Origin of the sequence: Paenibacillus sp. IHB B 3415, assembly GCF_000802655.2 — a bacterium.
Lineage (GTDB): Bacteria > Bacillota > Bacilli > Paenibacillales > Paenibacillaceae > Paenibacillus_AQ > Paenibacillus_AQ phytohabitans.
The window spans coordinates 31,122-50,441 of sequence record NZ_JUEI01000024.1 but is presented as its reverse complement, the minus strand read 5'-3'; the positions used below and the strand labels follow the sequence as shown (position 1 = coordinate 50,441).

The window sequence follows — 19,320 nt, the reverse complement described above, 5'->3', positions numbered from 1 at the left end:
GTTTCCTCCTTACTTTAAGAGTATTATTCTACCGCTTCAAAGAATTCGAGCGGTTTGCTGTCCGGGCTAAGCTTAACGATGGCTTTTTTCCACTCCGGAGTGTAACCGGAATATTTGCCGTAACGTTTCAGTTTGCCAGGTACACGCATTGTGTTCACACTAACAACTTTAACTTTAAAAATAGCTTCAACAGCTTTTTTGATTTCGGTCTTGTTAGAACGGATATCCACTTCAAAAGCGTATTTCAATTCGCTCATGTATTCGGATGTGCGTTCCGTAATCACCGGACGCTTGATAATATCACGCGGATCTTTCATTACGCGAACACCTCCTCTACCTTCAGAACTGCTTCTTTAGTGATAATCAGTTTGTCGTACGTCAGTACGTCAAGAACATTGATGCCGTCAGCCGCTACGAATTTCACCCCAGGGATGTTACGAGCGGAAAGCGCTACATTGTCATCATAGCTAGGAGCTACGATCAATGCTTTTGTGCCAACCTTCAGGTTGTTCAGAATAGCTGCGAATTCTTTCGTCTTCGGAGCACTCATAGTCAAGCTATCCAATACGATGATGTCATTCTCAAGTACTTTCGAGGACAACGCGGATTTGATGGCCAACCGGCGAACCTTCTTAGGCAATTTCCAGGAATAGCTGCGTGGTGTTGGTCCGAAGACTACGCCGCCGCCTTTCCATTGTGGTGAACGAATGGAGCCTTGACGAGCACGACCTGTACCTTTTTGTTTCCAAGGCTTACGTCCGCCGCCACGCACTTCAGAACGTCCTTTTACTTTGTGTGTACCACGACGAAGGGAAGCTCTTTGCATAAGTGCAGCTTCATGCAGCACATGTACGTTCGGTTCGATACCGAAAACTGAATCACTCAGTTCAACTTCGCCAACTTCGTTACCACTAGTATTAAAAAGTGTTACTTTTGGCATTTCATGTTCCTCCTTTCTTCAGAAATTATTTCTTAACGGTTTGTTTAACTTTCACGAAGCTGTTTTTAGGGCCCGGAATCGCACCTTTAACCAGCAATACATTACGTTCTACGTCAACTCGGATAATCTCAAGCTTTTGAACCGTTATAGTCGTGTGACCCATATGTCCTGGCAGGCGTTTGCCCTTAGGAACACGGTTAGCTTGAATGGAACCCATGGAGCCTGGTCTTCTGTGGTAGCGCGATCCGTGTGCCATTGGTCCGCGGCTTTGTCCCCAGCGTTTGATGTTACCCTGGAAGCCTTTACCTTTCGAAGTACCTGTTACGTCAACAAATTCGCCTTCTGCGAAGATGTCAGCCTTAAGCTCTTGTCCAACCTCGAGTGACCCGAGGTCAACACCGCGAATTTCGCGAACGTAGCGCTTAGGTGTTGCGTTTGCCTTTTTGGCGTGACCTTGTTCAGGCTTGTTGGAGCGACTTTCCTTTTTATCGGAAAAGCCCAACTGCACTGCTTCATATCCGTCGATATTCAGGTCTTTCTTTTGCAGTACCACACAAGGGCCAGCTTCGATAACAGAAACCGCGATTACGTTACCTTCTGGAGTAAACACTTGAGTCATACCGAGTTTTTTTCCTAAGATACCTTTCAATGTTGACACCTCTTTTCTTTTCCTAGTTGCTTAATAATGAAATTACAATTTGATTTCGATATCTACACCGGACGGTAGATCCAAGCGCATCAAGGCATCCACAGTTTGTGGTGTTGGGTTCACAATATCGATCAAACGTTTGTGAGTCCGTTGTTCAAACTGTTCACGGGAATCCTTGTACTTGTGTACCGCACGGAGAATAGTAATGATTTGCTTCTCAGTTGGCAGCGGGATCGGCCCGGATACACCAGCACCCGAACGTTTTGCTGTTTCAACGATTTTCTCTGCGGATTGATCAAGAATTCTGTGGTCGTATGCTTTCAAGCGAATACGAATTTTTTGCTTTGCCATTTTAGTCCCTCCTTCTATCGCCCAATTTATTATCGGACATACTCCGTGAAAATTTTCTGACGTCGACCTCATGGCAAAGGGGCCGGGTGTGTCAGTAACCTCTCACATCATCGCAACGTCTCAGAACAACATTTATTATTATATATAATAGGCGGCTATATTGCAAGGGGATTTGCAAAAACAAATCAACTTTTTACGAAAAAAATAGAAAAGGTGCCTTTCTTGTTCAGAATGGCACCTTGCGCGCTGCAATATAACGTTTTTCTTCTATATAAATGGTTCCTTCTATAAATTATCCGTCGCAGATTTGAATTGTCCTGCCGAAGCTGCTGTCTGCGCAGTTGCTGAACCAATACCTTCAATGGTCTGAATAAGCACCTTGATCTCTTCCTCTACCGTAACAATTCTCTGGGTACTCGTCTGCATAGAGTCTACAATATCACTGAAGAGCCTGCTAGTCTCGAGGGACTGGTGTTTGCCGCTCTCCGTCAACTCCTGAACTTTGCGGATCTCCCCAACAACCTGCGACGTAAGGGAGCTGGACTGAAGGGTCAGTTCACCGATCCGGACCACCGTATTCTTGGTATCTTCTGCAAGTCTGCTTACCTCCTGCGCTACAACACTGAACCCCCGCCCGTGTTCTCCCGCTCTTGCAGCCTCGATCGTTGCATTCAATGACAGAATCTTGGTCTGGTCAGCAATATCCTGGACAGCCACCACAATTTTACGGATTTTCTGTGATGAACTGCTCAGTTCATTTACTGACCGCTCCATCTCATTAGTACTCTCATATATAAGATTAATCTGACCCGTAAGGTTGTTAAGCTGTCCATGTCCCTCCCTGGCCTTCCCCTGTGACTCCAGAGCGGAGGCGGCAGTGCGCTGGAATGTATTGTTGACTTCATTGCTGCTCGCCACCAGCTGCTCCACAGCGGCGTTGGTATCTATACTAAGGTCAATCAGCTCTCCGCTGAATTCAGCTATCTTGTGTTTCAATTCGTTCTTAACCAGCAGATACTGTTCTTCCTTTTCCCTAATGTTCTCCTTCTCATATTCCTCAAGGACCAGCTGCTGTTCCAGATTAAGCAATTTGGTTACGGTCTGGACCAATTTGATCCTCTCGACATCTGTATGCGTCTCAATATAAATAGCCGTGATGAACACATTCTGCAGATTCTGAAAAGCAGAAAGATACCATTTAGGCTCCAGGCCAATCCTCTTATGAATATTCGCAATTTTTAGCCGCTTGGCAACGTACTCCTCGTTAACATTACCATCAAAAATCTCGATGATATGCTCACGCAAAGTCTTTTTAAGGCGTTCAATACTGCTGTGTTCCAGAATAATTGCTTCCAGTTTGTTAACTCCAAGAACCGTATTATAGAATTGATTAGTGATATCGTCGATTCTCTGTTCTACAGCCGGTTTCATCAAGCGCAGAAGTCTTAAATCTTCCTCAGTTAAATCGATCATTCGCATTTGCTCGTTCAAATCATCATGCCCGTCAAGGGTATGAAACGTCTCTGTGGCAGTGGGTGCAAAGCTCTTGCTGTCCGTTGATGGAGCGGCGGAAGATTCCTCATTGGTGTTCTTTGAAGTCAGACCATGCATAAATGAAAAAGGACATTTCCCCATACTTCCACGCTCCCTGAAAATCCTAATAATTTACATTGTCTATATAGAAGTATTCTACTCCATCGATAGATTAGATGTAAAGAATTTTAAGTATTATTTTGTAGAATTATGTTGAAAATACGCATGTACAGCATTGTAATTAGTCGTATTTTGTCGAACAATAGGATTTCAATCTCTGATTTCTGCAATCTGAATAAGAGCTTCCAGCTCAAGAATATTCACGGTTCTTTTATGCATGGCGATAATCTTCAATGCTTCCAGTTTATTCAGTTTGCGGCTTAGAGTTTCTGCGGTAGTTCCAATCATGGCTGCTACTTCTTTTTGGGCTGACGGCAAATCTACAGATTGTCCTAAGGCTTGTACAGTCACTGCCGATTCGGCAAGATTCCTTGTATACAGGTATACCAACAGCCTGGCCAGTCTCTTCTCAACCTCAAACATGTGCAATGCCCCTGCAGCCTCCTCGGCCTGATGCAGCTGCTCGCTAACAGACATCAGGAAGCTAAAGGCAAGACCAGCATTCTTCTCCAGTAAGGGAATAAAATCTTTGCGGTGCATCCGGCATACCTCTCCGCTCTCAATCACCTCTGCCGTTACATCATTATTTTTATTATGGAGCAAGGCAAACTGGCCGAAATAATCGCCCGGGAAAAGAAAACGGACAATATGCTGCTTTCCATCCTTACTGTTCTGAGTCAGCTTGATGAGACCGCTTTTTACTACAAACAATGCTTCAGACGGCTCCCCTTCTCTGCACACTTGACTTCCTTTTTTATAGTTATGGGTCTCTGTAATCGATTCGATCATCACTAATTCCTCATCAGACAAGCTCCGAAACACGGGAACCTGACGTACACAGGCATGCGAATTGCAGGTAGTACAGCTCATGATCCTTCACCCTTCCTTATAGCTGACTCTAACATATCAAGATTCCGGATTCCGGCGGGTGACTGGAAACACATAATTCTCAAAAACTTGATCTGCATCAAGGATTCTTCACCGGCTTATCATTACAATAGAGTTATAGAGAGAGTAAAGGAGTTGGAGTAATTGCTGCAATATTCATTTGAGGATATGCGTCAGATTGATAGGAGTACCCTTGGTAATACGGTGCCCCTTGAGTTATTTCGTACCATACGTCTGATCGGACTCAACCAGGGGCTTCCCCTGGGAGGAAAGGGGACTACGCTTACCATTGGCAGAAAGATTGGTGAAAGTCTGCCTGTCAGCTCTGTTGATGATCTTCTACAAATGTTTGAGGAGCTCAAAATCGGTATTCCGCGGATTGTTCATTCGGATGAGCGAAGGATTAATATTGCAGTGGAGGACTGCTTTTGCAAAGGACTGCCTTCACTTGAAGATGAAAAAATGGTATGTGATTTAGAGGGAGCGATTCTTGAAGGGGCACTCGGCAAGATTCTCGGCCGTAAGGTCTCTGTTAAAGAGATCAAATGCAACGTTACCGGTCATGAGCACTGCGAATACGAAGTAAAGCTTTAATGGATGAGATCGAGATGGATAAATTTATAATTATGAAAGCAGGGATTATTTAATGGAAAAGAAAAGTTTAGTTGACGTGCTGCAGTATCAGGAGGAACGTTTTACAAAGAAAATCCTATTCCAGCAAGGTGAAAGTGTTGTATTCGTGCTTAATTTCATGCAGGGTCAAAAGCTGCCTGTTCATAAGCATCCTGGAGCGGATGTATATATCCTTGCTTTAAAAGGAGATGGAACCATTCATGTAAATGAAGCGGAGCAGCCTCTTATTGAAGGAGAGACCATCTATATCGCCGGCGATGAATCTTTTGCCTACACTAATAACAGCTCTTCCCCTTCCAGTCTGTATGTCGTTCTGTCCAAGCTGCCAAGTCCGGCCTATGCCAAAGAAATCTAAACCATACTGCCAGCAATTAAAACAGGGCCCCTTCATAATGAAGGGGCCCTGACTTATATTCCGGATCTATCCTAACGGATAGAGACGAATTATTTCTGGATGGAAGCTACGGAACCGGCACCAACTGTACGTCCGCCTTCGCGAATGGAGAATTTAGTACCTTCTTCAATAGCGATTGGGGAGATCAGGGAAACAGTTACAGTGATGTTGTCACCAGGCATAACCATTTCAGTACCTTCTGGCAGGTTGATGATGCCAGTTACGTCAGTTGTACGGAAGTAGAACTGTGGACGGTAACCAGTGAAGAATGGTTTGTGACGTCCGCCTTCTTCTTTAGTCAGAACGTAGATCTGAGCAGTGAACTCTGTGTGTGGGTTAACGGAGTTCGGCTTAGCCAATACTTGGCCGCGCTCGATCATGTTACGGTCTACACCACGCAGCAATGCGCCGATGTTGTCGCCCGCTTGTGCGGAATCGAGCAATTTACGGAACATTTCAACGCCTGTAACAACGGATTTTTTCTTTTCTTCGTGAATACCAACGATTTCGATTTCTTCTCCGACTTTAACTGTTCCGCGTTCTACGCGACCAGTTGCCACAGTACCGCGGCCAGTGATGGAGAATACATCTTCGACAGGCATCAAGAATGGTTTGTCAGTCTGACGTTCTGGAAGCGGGATGTACGTGTCGATCGTTTCGAACATTTCAACGATCTTCTGTGCATATTCGCCTTCAGGGTTCTGTAGAGCTTCACGAGCAGATCCACGGATGATTGGAGTATCATCGCCTGGGAAGTCGTATTCGCTCAGCAGGTCGCGAACTTCCATTTCAACCAGTTCAAGCAACTCTTCGTCTTCAACCATGTCGCATTTGTTCAAGAATACAACGATGTAAGGAACGCCTACTTGACGGGACAGCAGGATGTGTTCACGAGTCTGTGGCATAGGGCCATCAGCTGCGGATACAACCAGGATAGCTCCGTCCATTTGCGCTGCGCCAGTGATCATGTTTTTAACATAGTCGGCGTGTCCAGGGCAGTCTACGTGAGCGTAGTGACGATTAGGAGTTTCATATTCAACGTGAGCAGTGGAGATAGTGATACCACGTTCGCGTTCTTCAGGAGCCTTATCGATTTGGTCGAATGCTACAGCAGCGCCACCGTATTTTTTGGACAATACAGTAGTGATTGCAGCAGTCAGAGTTGTTTTACCATGGTCGACGTGACCAATAGTACCAATGTTAACGTGCGGTTTGTTACGTTCAAACTTTGCCTTTGCCATTTGAACAGTTCCTCCTTAATGTGGGGTTCCTTATATTTGAGCCGCCCGCCTACATGCAATTCTAAGATGACTTATGTGATATACCCGGACGGCAAGTTAAAAATTGAGATTATTCTCCGCCTTTATTCTTGGCTGCGATTTCTTCTGCAATACTTCTAGGAACTTCTTCATAGTGAGAAAGCTCCATTGAGAATACGCCGCGTCCTTGAGTACCGGAACGAAGTGTTGTAGAGTAACCGAACATTTCGGAAAGAGGCACCTTAGACCGAATAATTTGAGCTCCACCACGGGAATCCATACCTTCGATCTTACCGCGACGGGAACTAAGCATCCCCATAACATCACCCATGTATTCCTCAGGAACAGTTACTTCCACTTTCATGATTGGCTCAAGCAGGACAGGTTTACACTTGTCTTTAGCAGCCTTAAGTGCCAATGATCCAGCAACTTTAAACGCCATTTCATTGGAGTCAACATCATGATAAGAACCATCTACGATAGTGGCTTTAACATCAACAAGCGGGAAGCCTGCGATGACACCATTTTTCATAGCTTCTTCAATACCCGCAAGTGCAGGAGCGACATATTCTCTAGGTACAGAACCGCCGACTACTTTACTTTCGAATTGGTTGCCAGTACCAGCCTCGAGAGGTTCGAATTCAACCCATACGTGACCGTATTGACCACGTCCGCCTGATTGACGAACGAATTTACCTTCGACACGAGCAGGCGCCTTGAATGTTTCACGATAAGCAACCTGTGGTTTACCAACGTTAGTTTCAACGTGGAATTCACGTCGCATACGATCAATAATAATATCCAAGTGAAGCTCACCCATACCTGCCAGGATAGTTTGGCCAGTTTCTTCATCAGTATGAGCACGAAGAGTTGGATCTTCTTCGGTCAACTTGCCGAGAGCAACGCCCAATTTATCTTGGTCAGCTTTGGTTTTTGGTTCTACTGCGATTTCGATAACCGGATCAGGGAAGTTCATTGATTCCAAAATAATTGGATTCTTCTCATCACACAGAGTATCGCCCGTGCTTGTATCTTTCAATCCTACAGCTGCAGCGATATCACCAGAGTACACGATAGAAATCTCTTGGCGGCTGTTCGCATGCATTTGTAGAATACGTCCGATACGCTCACGTTTGTTCTTAGTAGCATTGACTACGTACGATCCGGACTCCAGAACACCGGAGTAAACACGGAAGAACGTAAGCTTACCTACATAAGGGTCTGTCATGATTTTAAATGCCAAAGCTGAGAACGGCTCTTCATCCGACGAATGGCGAACCCCTTCAGTTCCATCATCATGATGACCAACAATAGCTGGAACATCAAGAGGTGATGGCAAGTAATCAACAACAGCGTCCAACATAAGCTGAACCCCTTTGTTACGATAAGAGGATCCAACAATTACCGGGAAAATCTTAACTTCACATACGCCAATGCGCAATGCAGCTTTGATTTCCGCGACTGTAATTTCTTCACCTTCAAGGTACTTCATAGTCAGGTCTTCGTCAAGCTCTGCAACCTTCTCGATTAACTCAAGACGCAATGCTTCAACTTGTTCCAAATATTCAGCAGGAATATCTGTTATTTCAATGTTTTGCCCCAATTCGTCCTTGAACATATGAGCTTTTTGCTCAATCAGGTCAATAATCCCAATGAAGTCGTTCTCTGCGCCGATTGGCAATTGAATAGCAACTGCATTCGCCATTAAACGCTCACGCATAGACTGAATTACATTAAGAAAATCAGCGCCGATGATATCCATTTTGTTGACATAGGCGATCCGCGGAACACTATAACGGTCAGCTTGTCTCCAAACAGTCTCGGACTGAGGTTCAACACCTTCTTTGGCGCTAAAAACGCCTACTGCCCCATCCAATACACGCAAGGAACGTTCAACTTCAACGGTGAAGTCAACGTGTCCTGGGGTATCAATGATATTTACGCGGTTACCCTTCCAAGCAGCGGTGGTAGCAGCGGAAGTAATGGTAATTCCGCGCTCCTGTTCTTGCTCCATCCAGTCCATTGTAGCAGCACCTTCGTGAACTTCACCGATTTTGTGCGTGCGGCCTGAATAGAAAAGAATCCGCTCAGTGGTAGTAGTTTTACCAGCATCAATATGTGCCATGATCCCGATATTACGTGTATTTTTTAAGGAGAACTCTCTTGCCATGAAATGGATCTCCTTTCAAAATAGAAGTTATTTGAACGGCTATAATCCTACCAGCGGTAGTGAGCAAACGCTTTGTTCGCTTCAGCCATCTTGTGCGTGTCTTCACGTTTCTTAACGGAAGCGCCTGTGTTGTTGGAAGCATCGATAATCTCAGCCGCCAAACGCTCTTCCATAGTCTTCTCACCGCGGTTGCGTGAGTAGTTTACAAGCCAACGTAATCCCAAAGCAGTACGTCTTTCAGGTTTAACCTCGATAGGTACCTGGTAGTTAGCACCGCCGACACGACGAGCTTTAACTTCCAATACAGGCATGATATTCTTGATGGCAGCTTCGAAAACTTCCATCGGTTCTTTACCTGTACGTTCCTGAATCAACTTGAACGAATTGTACAAAATGCTTTGAGCGACACCTCTTTTACCACCCAGCATAATACGGTTGATCAAACGAGTAACCAACTTGCTATTATACAATGGATCTGGCAATACATCTCTCTTAGTAACTGGACCTTTGCGTGGCATGGATATCCCCCTTTCTTAAATGGTTATTATTCGAAAATGCTTGTCTTATTTCTTAGCCTTAGGACGTTTCGCACCATATTTGGAGCGAGCTTGCATCCGGTTAGCAACGCCTGCAGTATCAAGTGCACCACGAACGATGTGGTAACGAACTCCTGCAAGGTCCTTAACTTTACCTCCGCGCAGCAATACTACACTGTGCTCTTGAAGGTTGTGTCCGATACCCGGAATGTAAGCAGTCACCTCAAGACGGTTCGTCAAACGAACACGGGCATACTTACGAAGTGCTGAGTTTGGTTTACGTGGAGTCATTGTGCCTACACGAGTGCACACACCGCGTTTCTGCGGGGCGCTCAAATTTGTAGCCTCACGCTTGAGGGCGTTGAACCCTTTTTGAAGAGCGGGAGATTTGGATTTTTCGATTTTGGCTTGACGGCCTTTACGAACCAATTGATTAATAGTTGGCATGTTGTGCCACCCCCTTCCTAAAATGATAGTCAATTTACAAACATTAAGTCCACAGACCCAGGTGGTTCATAAAAAGACAAATGAAAAGTCCTTGCTGCCGAAGTGTACCCCGGTACAAAAACGTTCTCTTGTTGCTATTGTTTTAAGACGGCTGCCATAGCAGCACCAACTTCTATACCGCAGGCCTTGCCCAAATTCAGCATGGTGTCCACATATGTGACCTTCACACCTTGTTTGCCGCAAAGCATAACAATTCTGGAAGTAAGCCGTTGATCTCCGTCCTCCGCCACATAGACTTCTGCGGCTTGGCCCAACTCCACCGCCTTGACGGTTTGTTTGGAACCGATCTTGACCTGAGCATCCTGTAACCCTCTATCATCAGTCATGAAAAACATTACCTCCACTGAACAAGAATGACAAGGCTACTCACGCACCTTAGACATATTAGCATCCTCAGCACACGATGTCAAGAAAAACAGCAATAATTTTATTAATATTCACAACAGACAGCCGCGTCACGCAAGGTTATCACGTGACGCTAATGCTGAATGCGATGATTATTTATTACTCAGCTGGAACCGTTTCTAAAGCGGCTTGCTTGCTTTCTTCATTCGGATCACTAAGCTTCACATTACGGTAACGATTCATACCTGTACCTGCAGGAATCAGCTTACCGATGATAACATTTTCTTTAAGACCGAGCAACTTATCCACTTTACCCTTAATTGCTGCATCCGTCAAGACACGGGTAGTTTCCTGGAAAGAGGCCGCAGACAGGAAGGAGTCTGTTTCCAGAGAGGCTTTGGTAATACCGAGCAGTACCGGTTTGGCAACTGCAGGTTCTTTACCAGACAGGATAGCTTCCTTGTTGGCTGCTTCATATTCATGAATATCCGCAAAAGCACCCGGCAGGAGAGTGGTATCTCCAGCATCGATAATACGGATTTTGCGCAGCATCTGCTTGATCATAACTTCAATGTGCTTATCATTGATCTCAACGCCCTGGTTACGGTATACACGCTGTACTTCTTGCAGAATGTAGTTCTGTACCCCACGGATCCCTTTGATACGCAGCATTTCTTTAGGGTCGATAGAACCGTCTGTCAATTCATCGCCGGCTTCAATCTCCTGGCCTTCACTGACACGCAGACGGGAACCGTAAGTGATGGAATACGTCTTGGACTCCGCTTCGCCCTGGACTTCGATTTCACGACGGTCCTTGGTTTCCCGGATTTCCTTAACTACCCCGTCAATCTCACTGATTGTCGCCTGACCTTTAGGGTTACGGGCTTCAAACAACTCCTGGATACGCGGCAAACCTTGCGTGATATCGTCTCCGGCAACACCGCCGGTATGGAATGTACGCATGGTAAGCTGTGTTCCTGGTTCACCGATGGATTGTGCGGCAATAATACCGACAGCTTCCCCGATTTCCACGAATTTACCTGTTGCCAGGTTACGTCCGTAGCATTTCTTGCAGACACCGTGACGGGCACGGCAGCTCAATACAGAGCGGATCTGGAGCTTCGTAATACCGGAATTCACAATTTCTTCAGCCTTGTCGGAGTCAATCAGGTCGTTACGGTGAACGATGATTTCCTTCGTCTCCGGATGACGGACAGTCTCGAAGGAATACCGGCCTTCAATACGGTCGTAGAGATCCTCGATAACTTCCTTCCCATCTTGAATCCGGCTGACGGTGAAGCCTTTATCGGTACCGCAATCCTCTTCGCGGACGATCACATCCTGTGCCACGTCAACGAGACGGCGTGTCAAGTACCCGGAATCCGCTGTACGCAGTGCTGTATCGGCCAGACCTTTACGCGCTCCGTGAGTGGAGATAAAGTACTCGAGGACAGTCAGACCTTCACGGAAGTTCGCTTTGATTGGCAATTCGAAAATCCGGCCCGAAGGTGTAGCCATCAGACCACGCATACCACCAAGCTGAGTAATCTGCGATTTGTTACCACGCGCTTTGGAGTCGACCATGAGCATGATGGAGTTGAAACGGTCCATCGATTTCAGCAGGACATTGGTAAGTTCATCCTTAGTCTTCGACCAGATCTCGATAACACGGTCATAACGTTCATCATTCGTAATCAGACCACGGCGGTATTGATTCGCAACTACATCAACCTTGGCTTCGGATTCTTTAAGAATTGTAGCTTTTTCCTCTGGCACGATAACGTCTGATACGGCAACCGTAACACCGGAACGTGTAGAGTACGTAAAGCCGAGTTGCTTGATTTTATCCAGAATCACAGAAGTTTTGGTAGTGTGATAGGTTTCGAAGCAGCGGGCAATAATGAGGCCCAGATATTCTTTACCTACAGCACTTGCTTCCGGAGCAGCCATGATCAGTTCGCGGATATTCGCGCCTTTTTCATAGATGAAGTACTTTTCCGGTGTACCCTGCAGCAAGTTTGTTTTGGTAGCTTCGTTGATGTATGGGAAACTGCTTGGATAGATTTCGTTGAAGATAATCTTACCTACCGTTGTAATCAGCAATGCGCCTTGTTGTGCTTCTGTGAAGTTGGTTTTACCCAATGCTTTAACAGGAATAGCTACACGCGCATGCAGACCAGCGGTTCCGCGTTGGTAAGCTGAAACAGCCTCGTTCACGGTACGCAGAATCATGCCTGTTCCTTTTTCTTCATTGTTATCCATCGTCAGATAGAACGTACCAAGGACCATATCCTGGGAAGGAGTAACAACCGGCTTACCATCTTTAGGGTTCAGGATGTTACCGGACGCCAGCATGAGGATACGGGCTTCAGCTTGAGCTTCAGCGGATAGAGGAACGTGTACCGCCATCTGGTCACCGTCAAAGTCGGCATTGTAAGCCGTACATACGAGCGGGTGAAGACGGATCGCGTGACCTTCTACCAGAATCGGTTCAAACGCCTGTATACCAAGTCTATGCAGCGTAGGGGCACGGTTCAGCAGAACCGGATGCTCTCTGATTACTTCTTCAAGTACATCCCAGACTTCAGGACTTACGCGCTCAACCTTACGTTTCGCACTCTTGATGTTGTGGGCAAGGCCCTTATTAACCAATTCTTTCATTACAAACGGTTTGAAGAGTTCCAGTGCCATCTTCTTCGGAAGACCGCATTGGTACATCTTGAGGTAAGGTCCTACGACGATAACGGAACGTCCGGAATAGTCAACGCGCTTACCGAGCAAGTTCTGGCGGAAACGTCCTTGTTTACCTTTCAGCATATGGCTGAGCGATTTGAGCGGACGGTTACCAGGACCTGTTACAGGACGGCCGCGGCGGCCATTATCAATCAGGGCATCAACAGCTTCCTGGAGCATCCGTTTCTCATTCTGCACGATAATATCAGGAGCGCCGAGATCCAGCAGTCTCTTCAGACGGTTGTTACGGTTAATTACGCGGCGGTACAGGTCATTAAGGTCAGACGTAGCAAAACGGCCGCCATCGAGCTGAACCATAGGGCGAAGCTCCGGAGGAATAACCGGGAGCACATCCATGATCATCCAGTCTGGCTTGTTGCCGGAGTTGCGGAAAGCCTCAATAACTTCCAGACGTTTGATCGCCCGGTTACGGCGCTGGCCTTGGGCCGTGCGCAGCTCTTCTTTGAGGAATTCCAGTTCTTTATCGATATCGATATCCTGAAGCAGTTTTTTGACGGCTTCAGCACCCATGCCAGCCTGGAACCCGTAGCCGTATTTCTCACGATAGCTGCGGTATTCTTTCTCAGACAGCAGTTGTTTCTTCTCCAGAGGAGTTTCACCCGGATCGGTTACAACATAAGATGCAAAGTAGATAATCTCTTCGAGCGATCTTGGAGACATATCCAGTGCCAGACCCATACGGCTCGGAATACCTTTGAAATACCAGATATGAGATACCGGAGCTGCCAGCTCGATGTGGCCCATACGTTCGCGGCGGACTTTAGCGCGGGTAACTTCCACGCCGCAGCGGTCGCACACAACGCCCTTATAACGGACGCGTTTGTATTTACCACAGTGACATTCCCAGTCCTTTTGCGGTCCAAAGATGCGTTCGCAAAAAAGACCCTCTTTTTCCGGTTTCAAAGTACGATAGTTAATGGTTTCCGGTTTTTTTACTTCTCCGCGGGACCAAGAACGAATTTTTTCCGGGGAAGCGAGCCCGATTTTCATAAATTCAAAATTGTTAACGTCCAACAAGGAGCAACCCTCCTTAACCTATATCCTGATTTAGTACCACAGCCCTCTCTTGACGGTAAGTCAACAGAGGGCGCGGTCCTTTGTGTAATGAAATTAGTGTCTTGCTGGTGAACTACTCTATGCCGACTTCTGCGCCTTCTAAATTGAGGCTCAGCTTGTCGCCTGACGTCTCGTCCTCATCGTCCAGTTCTTTCATCTCGATCTCCTGCTCGTCACCGCTAAGGATTTTGACATCCATACCCAGCGACTGCAGCTCCTTGATCAATACCTTGAACGATTCCGGAACACCCGGTTCTGGAACATTTTCACCTTTGACGATGGATTCGTACGTTTTCACACGGCCGACCACGTCATCGGATTTCACGGTCAAAATTTCTTGCAGTGTATACGCCGCGCCGTAAGCTTCAAGCGCCCACACTTCCATTTCCCCGAAACGCTGTCCGCCGAACTGAGCTTTACCGCCCAGTGGCTGCTGTGTAACGAGTGAGTAAGGACCTGTAGAACGGGCATGAATCTTATCGTCAACCATGTGCGCAAGCTTGATCATGTGCATAACGCCGACAGTAACTTCACGCTCGAAGCGCTCGCCTGTACGTCCGTCATACAACACAGTCTTACCGTTACGCTGCATACCGGCTTCTTCCATCGTATCAAACACGTCATACTCACGGGCTCCGTCGAATACCGGAGTAGCTACGTGGATACCCAGACGAAGTGCCGCCATACCGATATGGACTTCCAGCACCTGTCCGATGTTCATACGTGAAGGTACGCCCAGCGGGTTCAGGACAACCTGTACCGGTGTACCGTCCGGAAGGAACGGCATATCCTCTTCTGGCAGAATACGGGCAACGACGCCCTTGTTACCGTGACGTCCGGCCATCTTGTCACCTTCAGAAATCTTACGTTTCTGAGCGATGTAGACACGAACCAGTTGATTCACACCAGGAGGCAGCTCATCGCCGTTCTCACGGGTGAACACCTTAACGTCAACGATAATACCATCACTACCATGCGGAACGCGCAAGGAGGTATCGCGGACTTCGCGGGCCTTCTCACCGAAGATAGCGTGCAGCAGGCGTTCTTCAGCAGTCAGTTCAGTTACACCCTTCGGAGTAACTTTACCTACCAGAATGTCGCCGGCATTGATTTCCGCACCGATACGGATGATTCCGCGCTCATCCAGATTGCGGAGCGCCTCTTCACCAACGTTTGGAATATCACGCGTGATCTCTTCAGGTCCCAGCTTGGTGTCACGGGCTTCGGATTCGTATTCCTCGATATGAATCGAAGTGTATACATCTTCCTTAACCAGCTTCTCACTCAGCAGGATCGCATCCTCGTAGTTGTAACCTTCCCAAGTCATGAACGCAACGACTACGTTACGGCCAAGAGCAAGTTCGCCCATTTCTGTGGATGGTCCGTCTGCCAGAATGTCACCTTTCTTAACAATATCGCCACGTTTAGCCAGCGGACGCTGATTAATGCAAGTCCCTTGGTTCGAACGCATAAATTTGTGTAATTTATATTTAACGATATCGCCTTTAACTTCCTTGCCTTCAACTGCCTCTACACGGCGCAGCCAGATTTCATTGGCAGAGGAGCGTTCGATAATACCGTCATATTTGGAGACAATACATACGCCCGAATCCTTGGCGGATTTATGTTCCATCCCTGTGCCGACAAGCGGAGCTTTCGGAATCAGAAGCGGAACGGCCTGCCGCTGCATGTTCGATCCCATCAGCGCGCGGTTGGAGTCATCGTTCTCAAGGAACGGAATGAGCGCCGTAGCGACCGACACAACCTGCTTAGGTGAAACGTCCATGTAGTCAACACGGTTACTAGGCATTGTAGTAATGTTATCTGAATCTTTGTTGTAACGGACGATAACCATGTCTTCCTTAAATGTACCATGCTCATCAATCTGTACATTCGCCTGGGCAACTACATAGTTATCTTCTTCATCGGCAGTCAGGTAATCGATTTGTTCTGTAACCTTGCCAGTCTTTGGATCCACCCAACGATACGGAGCTTCAATAAAGCCGTATTCATTGATGCGTGCAAAGGTAGACAAGGAGTTGATCAGACCGATATTCGGACCTTCCGGTGTTTCGATAGGACACATACGGCCGTAGTGACTGTGATGTACGTCGCGGACTTCAAAGCCTGCGCGTTCACGTGTCAGACCGCCGGGTCCGAGTGCCGACAAACGACGTTTGTGTGTAAGTTCAGCAAGCGGGTTCGTCTGATCCATAAACTGGGACAGCTGCGAACTACCGAAGAACTCTTTGATGGACGCGATAACCGGACGGATGTTGATCAGTGCCTGCGGTGTAATCGCATTGGCGTCCTGAATCGACATTCTCTCCCGCACCACGCGCTCCATACGGGACAGACCGATACGGAACTGATTCTGCAGCAATTCACCTACAGAACGCAGACGGCGGTTACCCAAGTGGTCGATATCATCTGTATTGCCGATACCGTGCAGCAAATTAATAAAGTAGCTGATTGAGGATATAATATCAGCCTGGGTAATATGCTTGACCGACTTGTCAATGTTGCCATTGGCGATCAGCTTGATAATCCGGCCTTCTTCAATTGGCGAGAATACGTCAATGGTCTGCAGCGGAATATCTTCACTGTCCATAACCCCGCCGGTAACACGGTAGTTCTTGCCAGCTACATTCTTCTCGAAATAAGGAATCAGCTCATCAAGCAGGCGGCGGTCAACCATCTGGCCGGATTCAGCCAGGATTTCTCCTGTAGATTCATCAACCAAAGGCTGTGCCAGACGCTGATTGAACAGACGATTCTTGATATGCAGCTTTTTATTGATTTTGTAACGGCCTACATTGGCCAAATCATAACGTTTCGGATCAAAGAAACGTGCGACCAATAGGCTCTTGGCATTGTCAAGTGTCGGTGGTTCGCCCGGACGCAGACGCTCGTAAATTTCAATAAGCGCCTTCTCCGTGGAGTCCGTGTTGTCTTTATCCAGCGTATTGCGAATATATTCATCATTGCCAAGCAGTTCCAGAATTTCAGCATCACTGCCGAAGCCTAGAGCACGCAGAAGCACGGTTACCGGGATCTTACGGGTCCGGTCGATACGGACATACATGATGTCCTTAGCGTCGGTCTCCAGCTCCAGCCAAGCTCCGCGATTCGGAATTACTGTGGCGGTGTAGGTTTTTTTGCCGTTCTTATCCACTTTTGTGCTGAAATAGACGCTTGGAGAGCGAACCAACTGGCTGACAATAACCCGTTCCGCACCATTGATAATAAAAGTGCCGGTTTCCGTCATCAGCGGGAAATCTCCCATGAACACTTCCTGCTCTTTGACCTCACCGGTCTCCTTATTGATGAGACGCACCTTCACACGCAGAGGAGCCGCATATGTCACGTCCCGCTCTTTAGCGTCGTCAACCGTATACTTCGGTTCACCCAGGCTGTAATCAATGAACTCTAGTACCAAATTCCCTGTGAAATCCTGGATCGGCGAGATGTCCTGGAACATTTCCCGCAATCCTTCCTCCAAAAACCAGTCATAAGATTTTTGTTGGATCTCGATCAGGTTCGGGACCTCGAGTACCTCGTTAATTCTCGCATAGCTCCGCCGAGTGCGTCGACCATACTGAACAAGATGTCCTGCCAACTTTACTCACCCCTCATGTCTACTCACTTAAAAATTGATTGCGAACCCTTGTTTGGACCCGTATAATGGAACCATAACACAAGGATTCAGCCATAAATACAGAAAAGCCCCTTATCGAAATCTTTCGAAAAAAGAGCGCATCTATCCACGGCCAAAATACTCCTTATCCAGTAGATTTGCCCAAAACGTGCGTATTATACGTCACCAAGCAACAGTTTATGCGCTATTATCTATTGTCCCGGCGACCTTCGCCGTGACAGGAACATAGAGAACGGAATTCGCAAAAACCTGCCGTACGGCATGCGCTTACCGGGCGACAATATATCACTTGACATTTCAGCAAACTAAAGACATGGAGCCTAGCTTAATACTGACATTTTATAATAATAACACTATCAACATTGCATGTCAATAAGTATTAATATTTTTTTACTTCTTCGCTCTGATAATGCGATAACCCTTGTCTTTCCCCACTTCTTCCACATCCGAGAACAGGCTTTCCAGCTTGGCGGCGGCCGATGGTGCGCCCTGCTTCTTCTGGATGACTATCCACAGACTTCCACCCTCATTCAAATGCGCATGTGCCTGCTCAAAAATCTCATGAACTACAGCCTTGCCTGCACGAATCGGCGGGTTGGTAAGAATCACATCGAATGTACGCCCCTTCACCGCAGACAGTACATCACTTTCCATAACCGTAACATTGCGGATTCCGTTATGCTGCGCATTCTCGCGGGCAAGCTCTACCGCACGGCTGTTGATATCAATCATCGTCACATGTCCCTTGGGAGTGAGGAGTGCTGCACTAATCCCCATAGGGCCGTAACCACAGCCAACATCCAGCACCTCTGCCCCATCCGGAATTTCCATTGCTTCGATCAGAACTCGGCTGCCATGATCAATATCCCCTTTGGAAAAAACACCGGCGTCGCTTGTAAAGCGGAGGCTTTTGCCTCTCAGTACCGTATCGATGCTGCGTCTGTCATGACGTGCTTCCGGCTGCTGCGAGTAATAATGCTGCGACATACAATCCTCCCTTTCACTTGGCTCTAATATACAAAGCATATCTTATAGAGCAACCCCCTTGAACAAGTTCAAGGGGGTTGCAAGAACCGGAATGAATCACTTCATATCCGGGGCAGTACCTACTTAAATCAAATTATTTCACTTCTACAGAAGCGCCTGCTTCTTCCAATTTTGCTTTGGTAGCTTCTGCTTCTTCTTTGCTTACTTTTTCTTTGATTGCTTTTGGAGCGTTGTCTACAACGTCTTTAGCTTCTTTCAAGCCAAGACCTGTGATTTCGCGAACGATTTTGATAACGTTGATTTTGGAAGCGCCAGCGCCTGTCAAAATTACGTCGAATTCGGATTGTTCTTCTTCAACAGCTGCTACTGCGCCGCCAGCTGCTACTGGAGCTGCTGCAGTTACGCCGAATTCTTCTTCGATTGCTTTAACCAGGTCGTTCAGTTCCAATACGCTCATGCCTTTAATTTCTTCCAAGATTGTTTCTTTGCTCATGATTGAACCTCCATTATATTTGAATTGGTTTGTGGTATTGATTATGA

The 19,320-nt window shown here is 46.9% G+C and carries 17 protein-coding genes; 2 read left to right on the top strand and 15 right to left on the bottom strand.

Annotated elements, in window-relative coordinates:
• Positions 1-23 precede the first annotated feature (23 nt).
• The 6 genes from rplW to QW71_RS13370 all read right to left on the bottom strand — a co-directional run bounded on the left by rplW (position 24) and on the right by QW71_RS13370 (position 4,463).
• The gene (gene rplW / locus QW71_RS13395; RefSeq protein ID WP_039298634.1) at positions 24-317 is read right to left on the bottom strand and encodes a 50S ribosomal protein L23; all 294 of its coding nucleotides are present in this window, start codon (positions 315-317) and stop codon (positions 24-26) included.
• Entirely contained in the window at positions 317-940 is a 624-nt protein-coding gene (gene rplD, locus QW71_RS13390; RefSeq protein ID WP_039298632.1) for a 50S ribosomal protein L4, read from the bottom strand. Before rplD ends, rplW begins: the two co-directional genes overlap by 1 nt.
• Positions 941-965: 25 nt before the next feature.
• On the bottom strand, positions 966-1,589 hold the full coding sequence (rplC, locus tag QW71_RS13385) for a 50S ribosomal protein L3 (RefSeq protein WP_036692386.1): 624 nt from the start codon (positions 1,587-1,589) through the stop codon (positions 966-968).
• Between the two features lie 42 nt (positions 1,590-1,631).
• Positions 1,632-1,940 carry a 30S ribosomal protein S10 gene (gene rpsJ / locus QW71_RS13380; protein WP_017692074.1) on the bottom strand — a complete coding sequence of 103 codons (309 nt, stop codon included), beginning with the start codon at positions 1,938-1,940 and terminating at the stop codon, positions 1,632-1,634.
• A gap of 285 nt (positions 1,941-2,225) precedes the next feature.
• Positions 2,226-3,575: a globin-coupled sensor protein gene (locus tag QW71_RS13375; protein WP_052770012.1), complete on the bottom strand. Its 1,350-nt coding sequence runs from the start codon at positions 3,573-3,575 to the stop codon at positions 2,226-2,228.
• Positions 3,576-3,743: 168 nt separating this feature from the next.
• Complete coding sequence (locus tag QW71_RS13370; protein WP_039298621.1) at positions 3,744-4,463, bottom strand: Crp/Fnr family transcriptional regulator; 720 nt, start codon at positions 4,461-4,463, stop codon at positions 3,744-3,746.
• 162 nt (positions 4,464-4,625) lie between these two features.
• Between QW71_RS13370 and QW71_RS13365 the strand changes: the two genes are divergently transcribed.
• Together QW71_RS13365 and QW71_RS13360 are read left to right on the top strand one after the other, a co-directional pair.
• On the top strand, positions 4,626-5,075 hold the full coding sequence (locus QW71_RS13365) for a V4R domain-containing protein (RefSeq protein ID WP_039298618.1): 450 nt from the start codon (positions 4,626-4,628) through the stop codon (positions 5,073-5,075).
• 52 nt (positions 5,076-5,127) lie between these two features.
• Positions 5,128-5,469: a cupin domain-containing protein gene (locus QW71_RS13360; RefSeq protein WP_039298615.1), complete on the top strand. Its 342-nt coding sequence runs from the start codon at positions 5,128-5,130 to the stop codon at positions 5,467-5,469.
• An 89-nt stretch (positions 5,470-5,558) separates the two neighbouring features.
• On the opposite strand, the gene tuf is transcribed toward QW71_RS13360, so the two are convergent.
• The 9 genes from tuf to rplL all read right to left on the bottom strand — a co-directional run bounded on the left by tuf (position 5,559) and on the right by rplL (position 19,273).
• The gene (gene tuf, locus QW71_RS13355; protein WP_039298612.1) at positions 5,559-6,749 is read right to left on the bottom strand and encodes an elongation factor Tu; all 1,191 of its coding nucleotides are present in this window, start codon (positions 6,747-6,749) and stop codon (positions 5,559-5,561) included.
• Between the two features lie 109 nt (positions 6,750-6,858).
• A complete protein-coding gene (fusA, locus tag QW71_RS13350; RefSeq protein WP_039298609.1) occupies positions 6,859-8,937 on the bottom strand; it encodes an elongation factor G in 2,079 nt (692 codons plus the stop codon).
• A 47-nt stretch (positions 8,938-8,984) separates the two neighbouring features.
• Entirely contained in the window at positions 8,985-9,455 is a 471-nt protein-coding gene (rpsG, locus tag QW71_RS13345; RefSeq protein WP_020427074.1) for a 30S ribosomal protein S7, read from the bottom strand.
• A 45-nt stretch (positions 9,456-9,500) separates the two neighbouring features.
• Positions 9,501-9,920 carry a 30S ribosomal protein S12 gene (gene rpsL, locus QW71_RS13340; RefSeq protein ID WP_020427075.1) on the bottom strand — a complete coding sequence of 140 codons (420 nt, stop codon included), beginning with the start codon at positions 9,918-9,920 and terminating at the stop codon, positions 9,501-9,503.
• A 134-nt stretch (positions 9,921-10,054) separates the two neighbouring features.
• Entirely contained in the window at positions 10,055-10,306 is a 252-nt protein-coding gene (locus QW71_RS13335; RefSeq protein ID WP_039298604.1) for a ribosomal L7Ae/L30e/S12e/Gadd45 family protein, read from the bottom strand.
• Positions 10,307-10,484: 178 nt separating this feature from the next.
• Positions 10,485-14,096, bottom strand: a complete 3,612-nt coding sequence (rpoC, locus tag QW71_RS13330; RefSeq protein ID WP_039298599.1) for a DNA-directed RNA polymerase subunit beta' — start codon at positions 14,094-14,096, stop codon at positions 10,485-10,487.
• A gap of 112 nt (positions 14,097-14,208) precedes the next feature.
• A complete protein-coding gene (rpoB, locus tag QW71_RS13325) occupies positions 14,209-17,754 on the bottom strand; it encodes a DNA-directed RNA polymerase subunit beta (RefSeq protein ID WP_039298596.1) in 3,546 nt (1,181 codons plus the stop codon).
• A gap of 429 nt (positions 17,755-18,183) precedes the next feature.
• The gene (locus QW71_RS13320; RefSeq protein ID WP_039298593.1) at positions 18,184-18,780 is read right to left on the bottom strand and encodes a class I SAM-dependent methyltransferase; all 597 of its coding nucleotides are present in this window, start codon (positions 18,778-18,780) and stop codon (positions 18,184-18,186) included.
• Positions 18,781-18,913: 133 nt separating this feature from the next.
• Complete coding sequence (gene rplL / locus QW71_RS13315; protein ID WP_039298590.1) at positions 18,914-19,273, bottom strand: 50S ribosomal protein L7/L12; 360 nt, start codon at positions 19,271-19,273, stop codon at positions 18,914-18,916.
• Positions 19,274-19,320 lie beyond the last annotated feature (47 nt).

What these genes read in the sequence shown, in the direction of transcription:
- rplW (WP_039298634.1), bottom strand. Translation starts at nt 317, where the DNA reads ATGAAAGATCCGCGTGATATTATCAAGCGTCCGGTGATTACGGAACGC.
- rplD (WP_039298632.1), bottom strand. Translation starts at nt 940, where the DNA reads ATGCCAAAAGTAACACTTTTTAATACTAGTGGTAACGAAGTTGGCGAA.
- rpsJ (WP_017692074.1), bottom strand. Translation starts at nt 1,940, where the DNA reads ATGGCAAAGCAAAAAATTCGTATTCGCTTGAAAGCATACGACCACAGA.
- QW71_RS13375 (WP_052770012.1), bottom strand. Translation starts at nt 3,575, where the DNA reads ATGGGGAAATGTCCTTTTTCATTTATGCATGGTCTGACTTCAAAGAAC.
- QW71_RS13370 (WP_039298621.1), bottom strand. Translation starts at nt 4,463, where the DNA reads ATGAGCTGTACTACCTGCAATTCGCATGCCTGTGTACGTCAGGTTCCC.
- QW71_RS13360 (WP_039298615.1), top strand. Translation starts at nt 5,128, where the DNA reads ATGGAAAAGAAAAGTTTAGTTGACGTGCTGCAGTATCAGGAGGAACGT.
- tuf (WP_039298612.1), bottom strand. Translation starts at nt 6,749, where the DNA reads ATGGCAAAGGCAAAGTTTGAACGTAACAAACCGCACGTTAACATTGGT.
- fusA (WP_039298609.1), bottom strand. Translation starts at nt 8,937, where the DNA reads ATGGCAAGAGAGTTCTCCTTAAAAAATACACGTAATATCGGGATCATG.
- rpsG (WP_020427074.1), bottom strand. Translation starts at nt 9,455, where the DNA reads ATGCCACGCAAAGGTCCAGTTACTAAGAGAGATGTATTGCCAGATCCA.
- rpsL (WP_020427075.1), bottom strand. Translation starts at nt 9,920, where the DNA reads ATGCCAACTATTAATCAATTGGTTCGTAAAGGCCGTCAAGCCAAAATC.
- QW71_RS13335 (WP_039298604.1), bottom strand. Translation starts at nt 10,306, where the DNA reads ATGACTGATGATAGAGGGTTACAGGATGCTCAGGTCAAGATCGGTTCC.
- QW71_RS13320 (WP_039298593.1), bottom strand. Translation starts at nt 18,780, where the DNA reads ATGTCGCAGCATTATTACTCGCAGCAGCCGGAAGCACGTCATGACAGA.
- rplL (WP_039298590.1), bottom strand. Translation starts at nt 19,273, where the DNA reads ATGAGCAAAGAAACAATCTTGGAAGAAATTAAAGGCATGAGCGTATTG.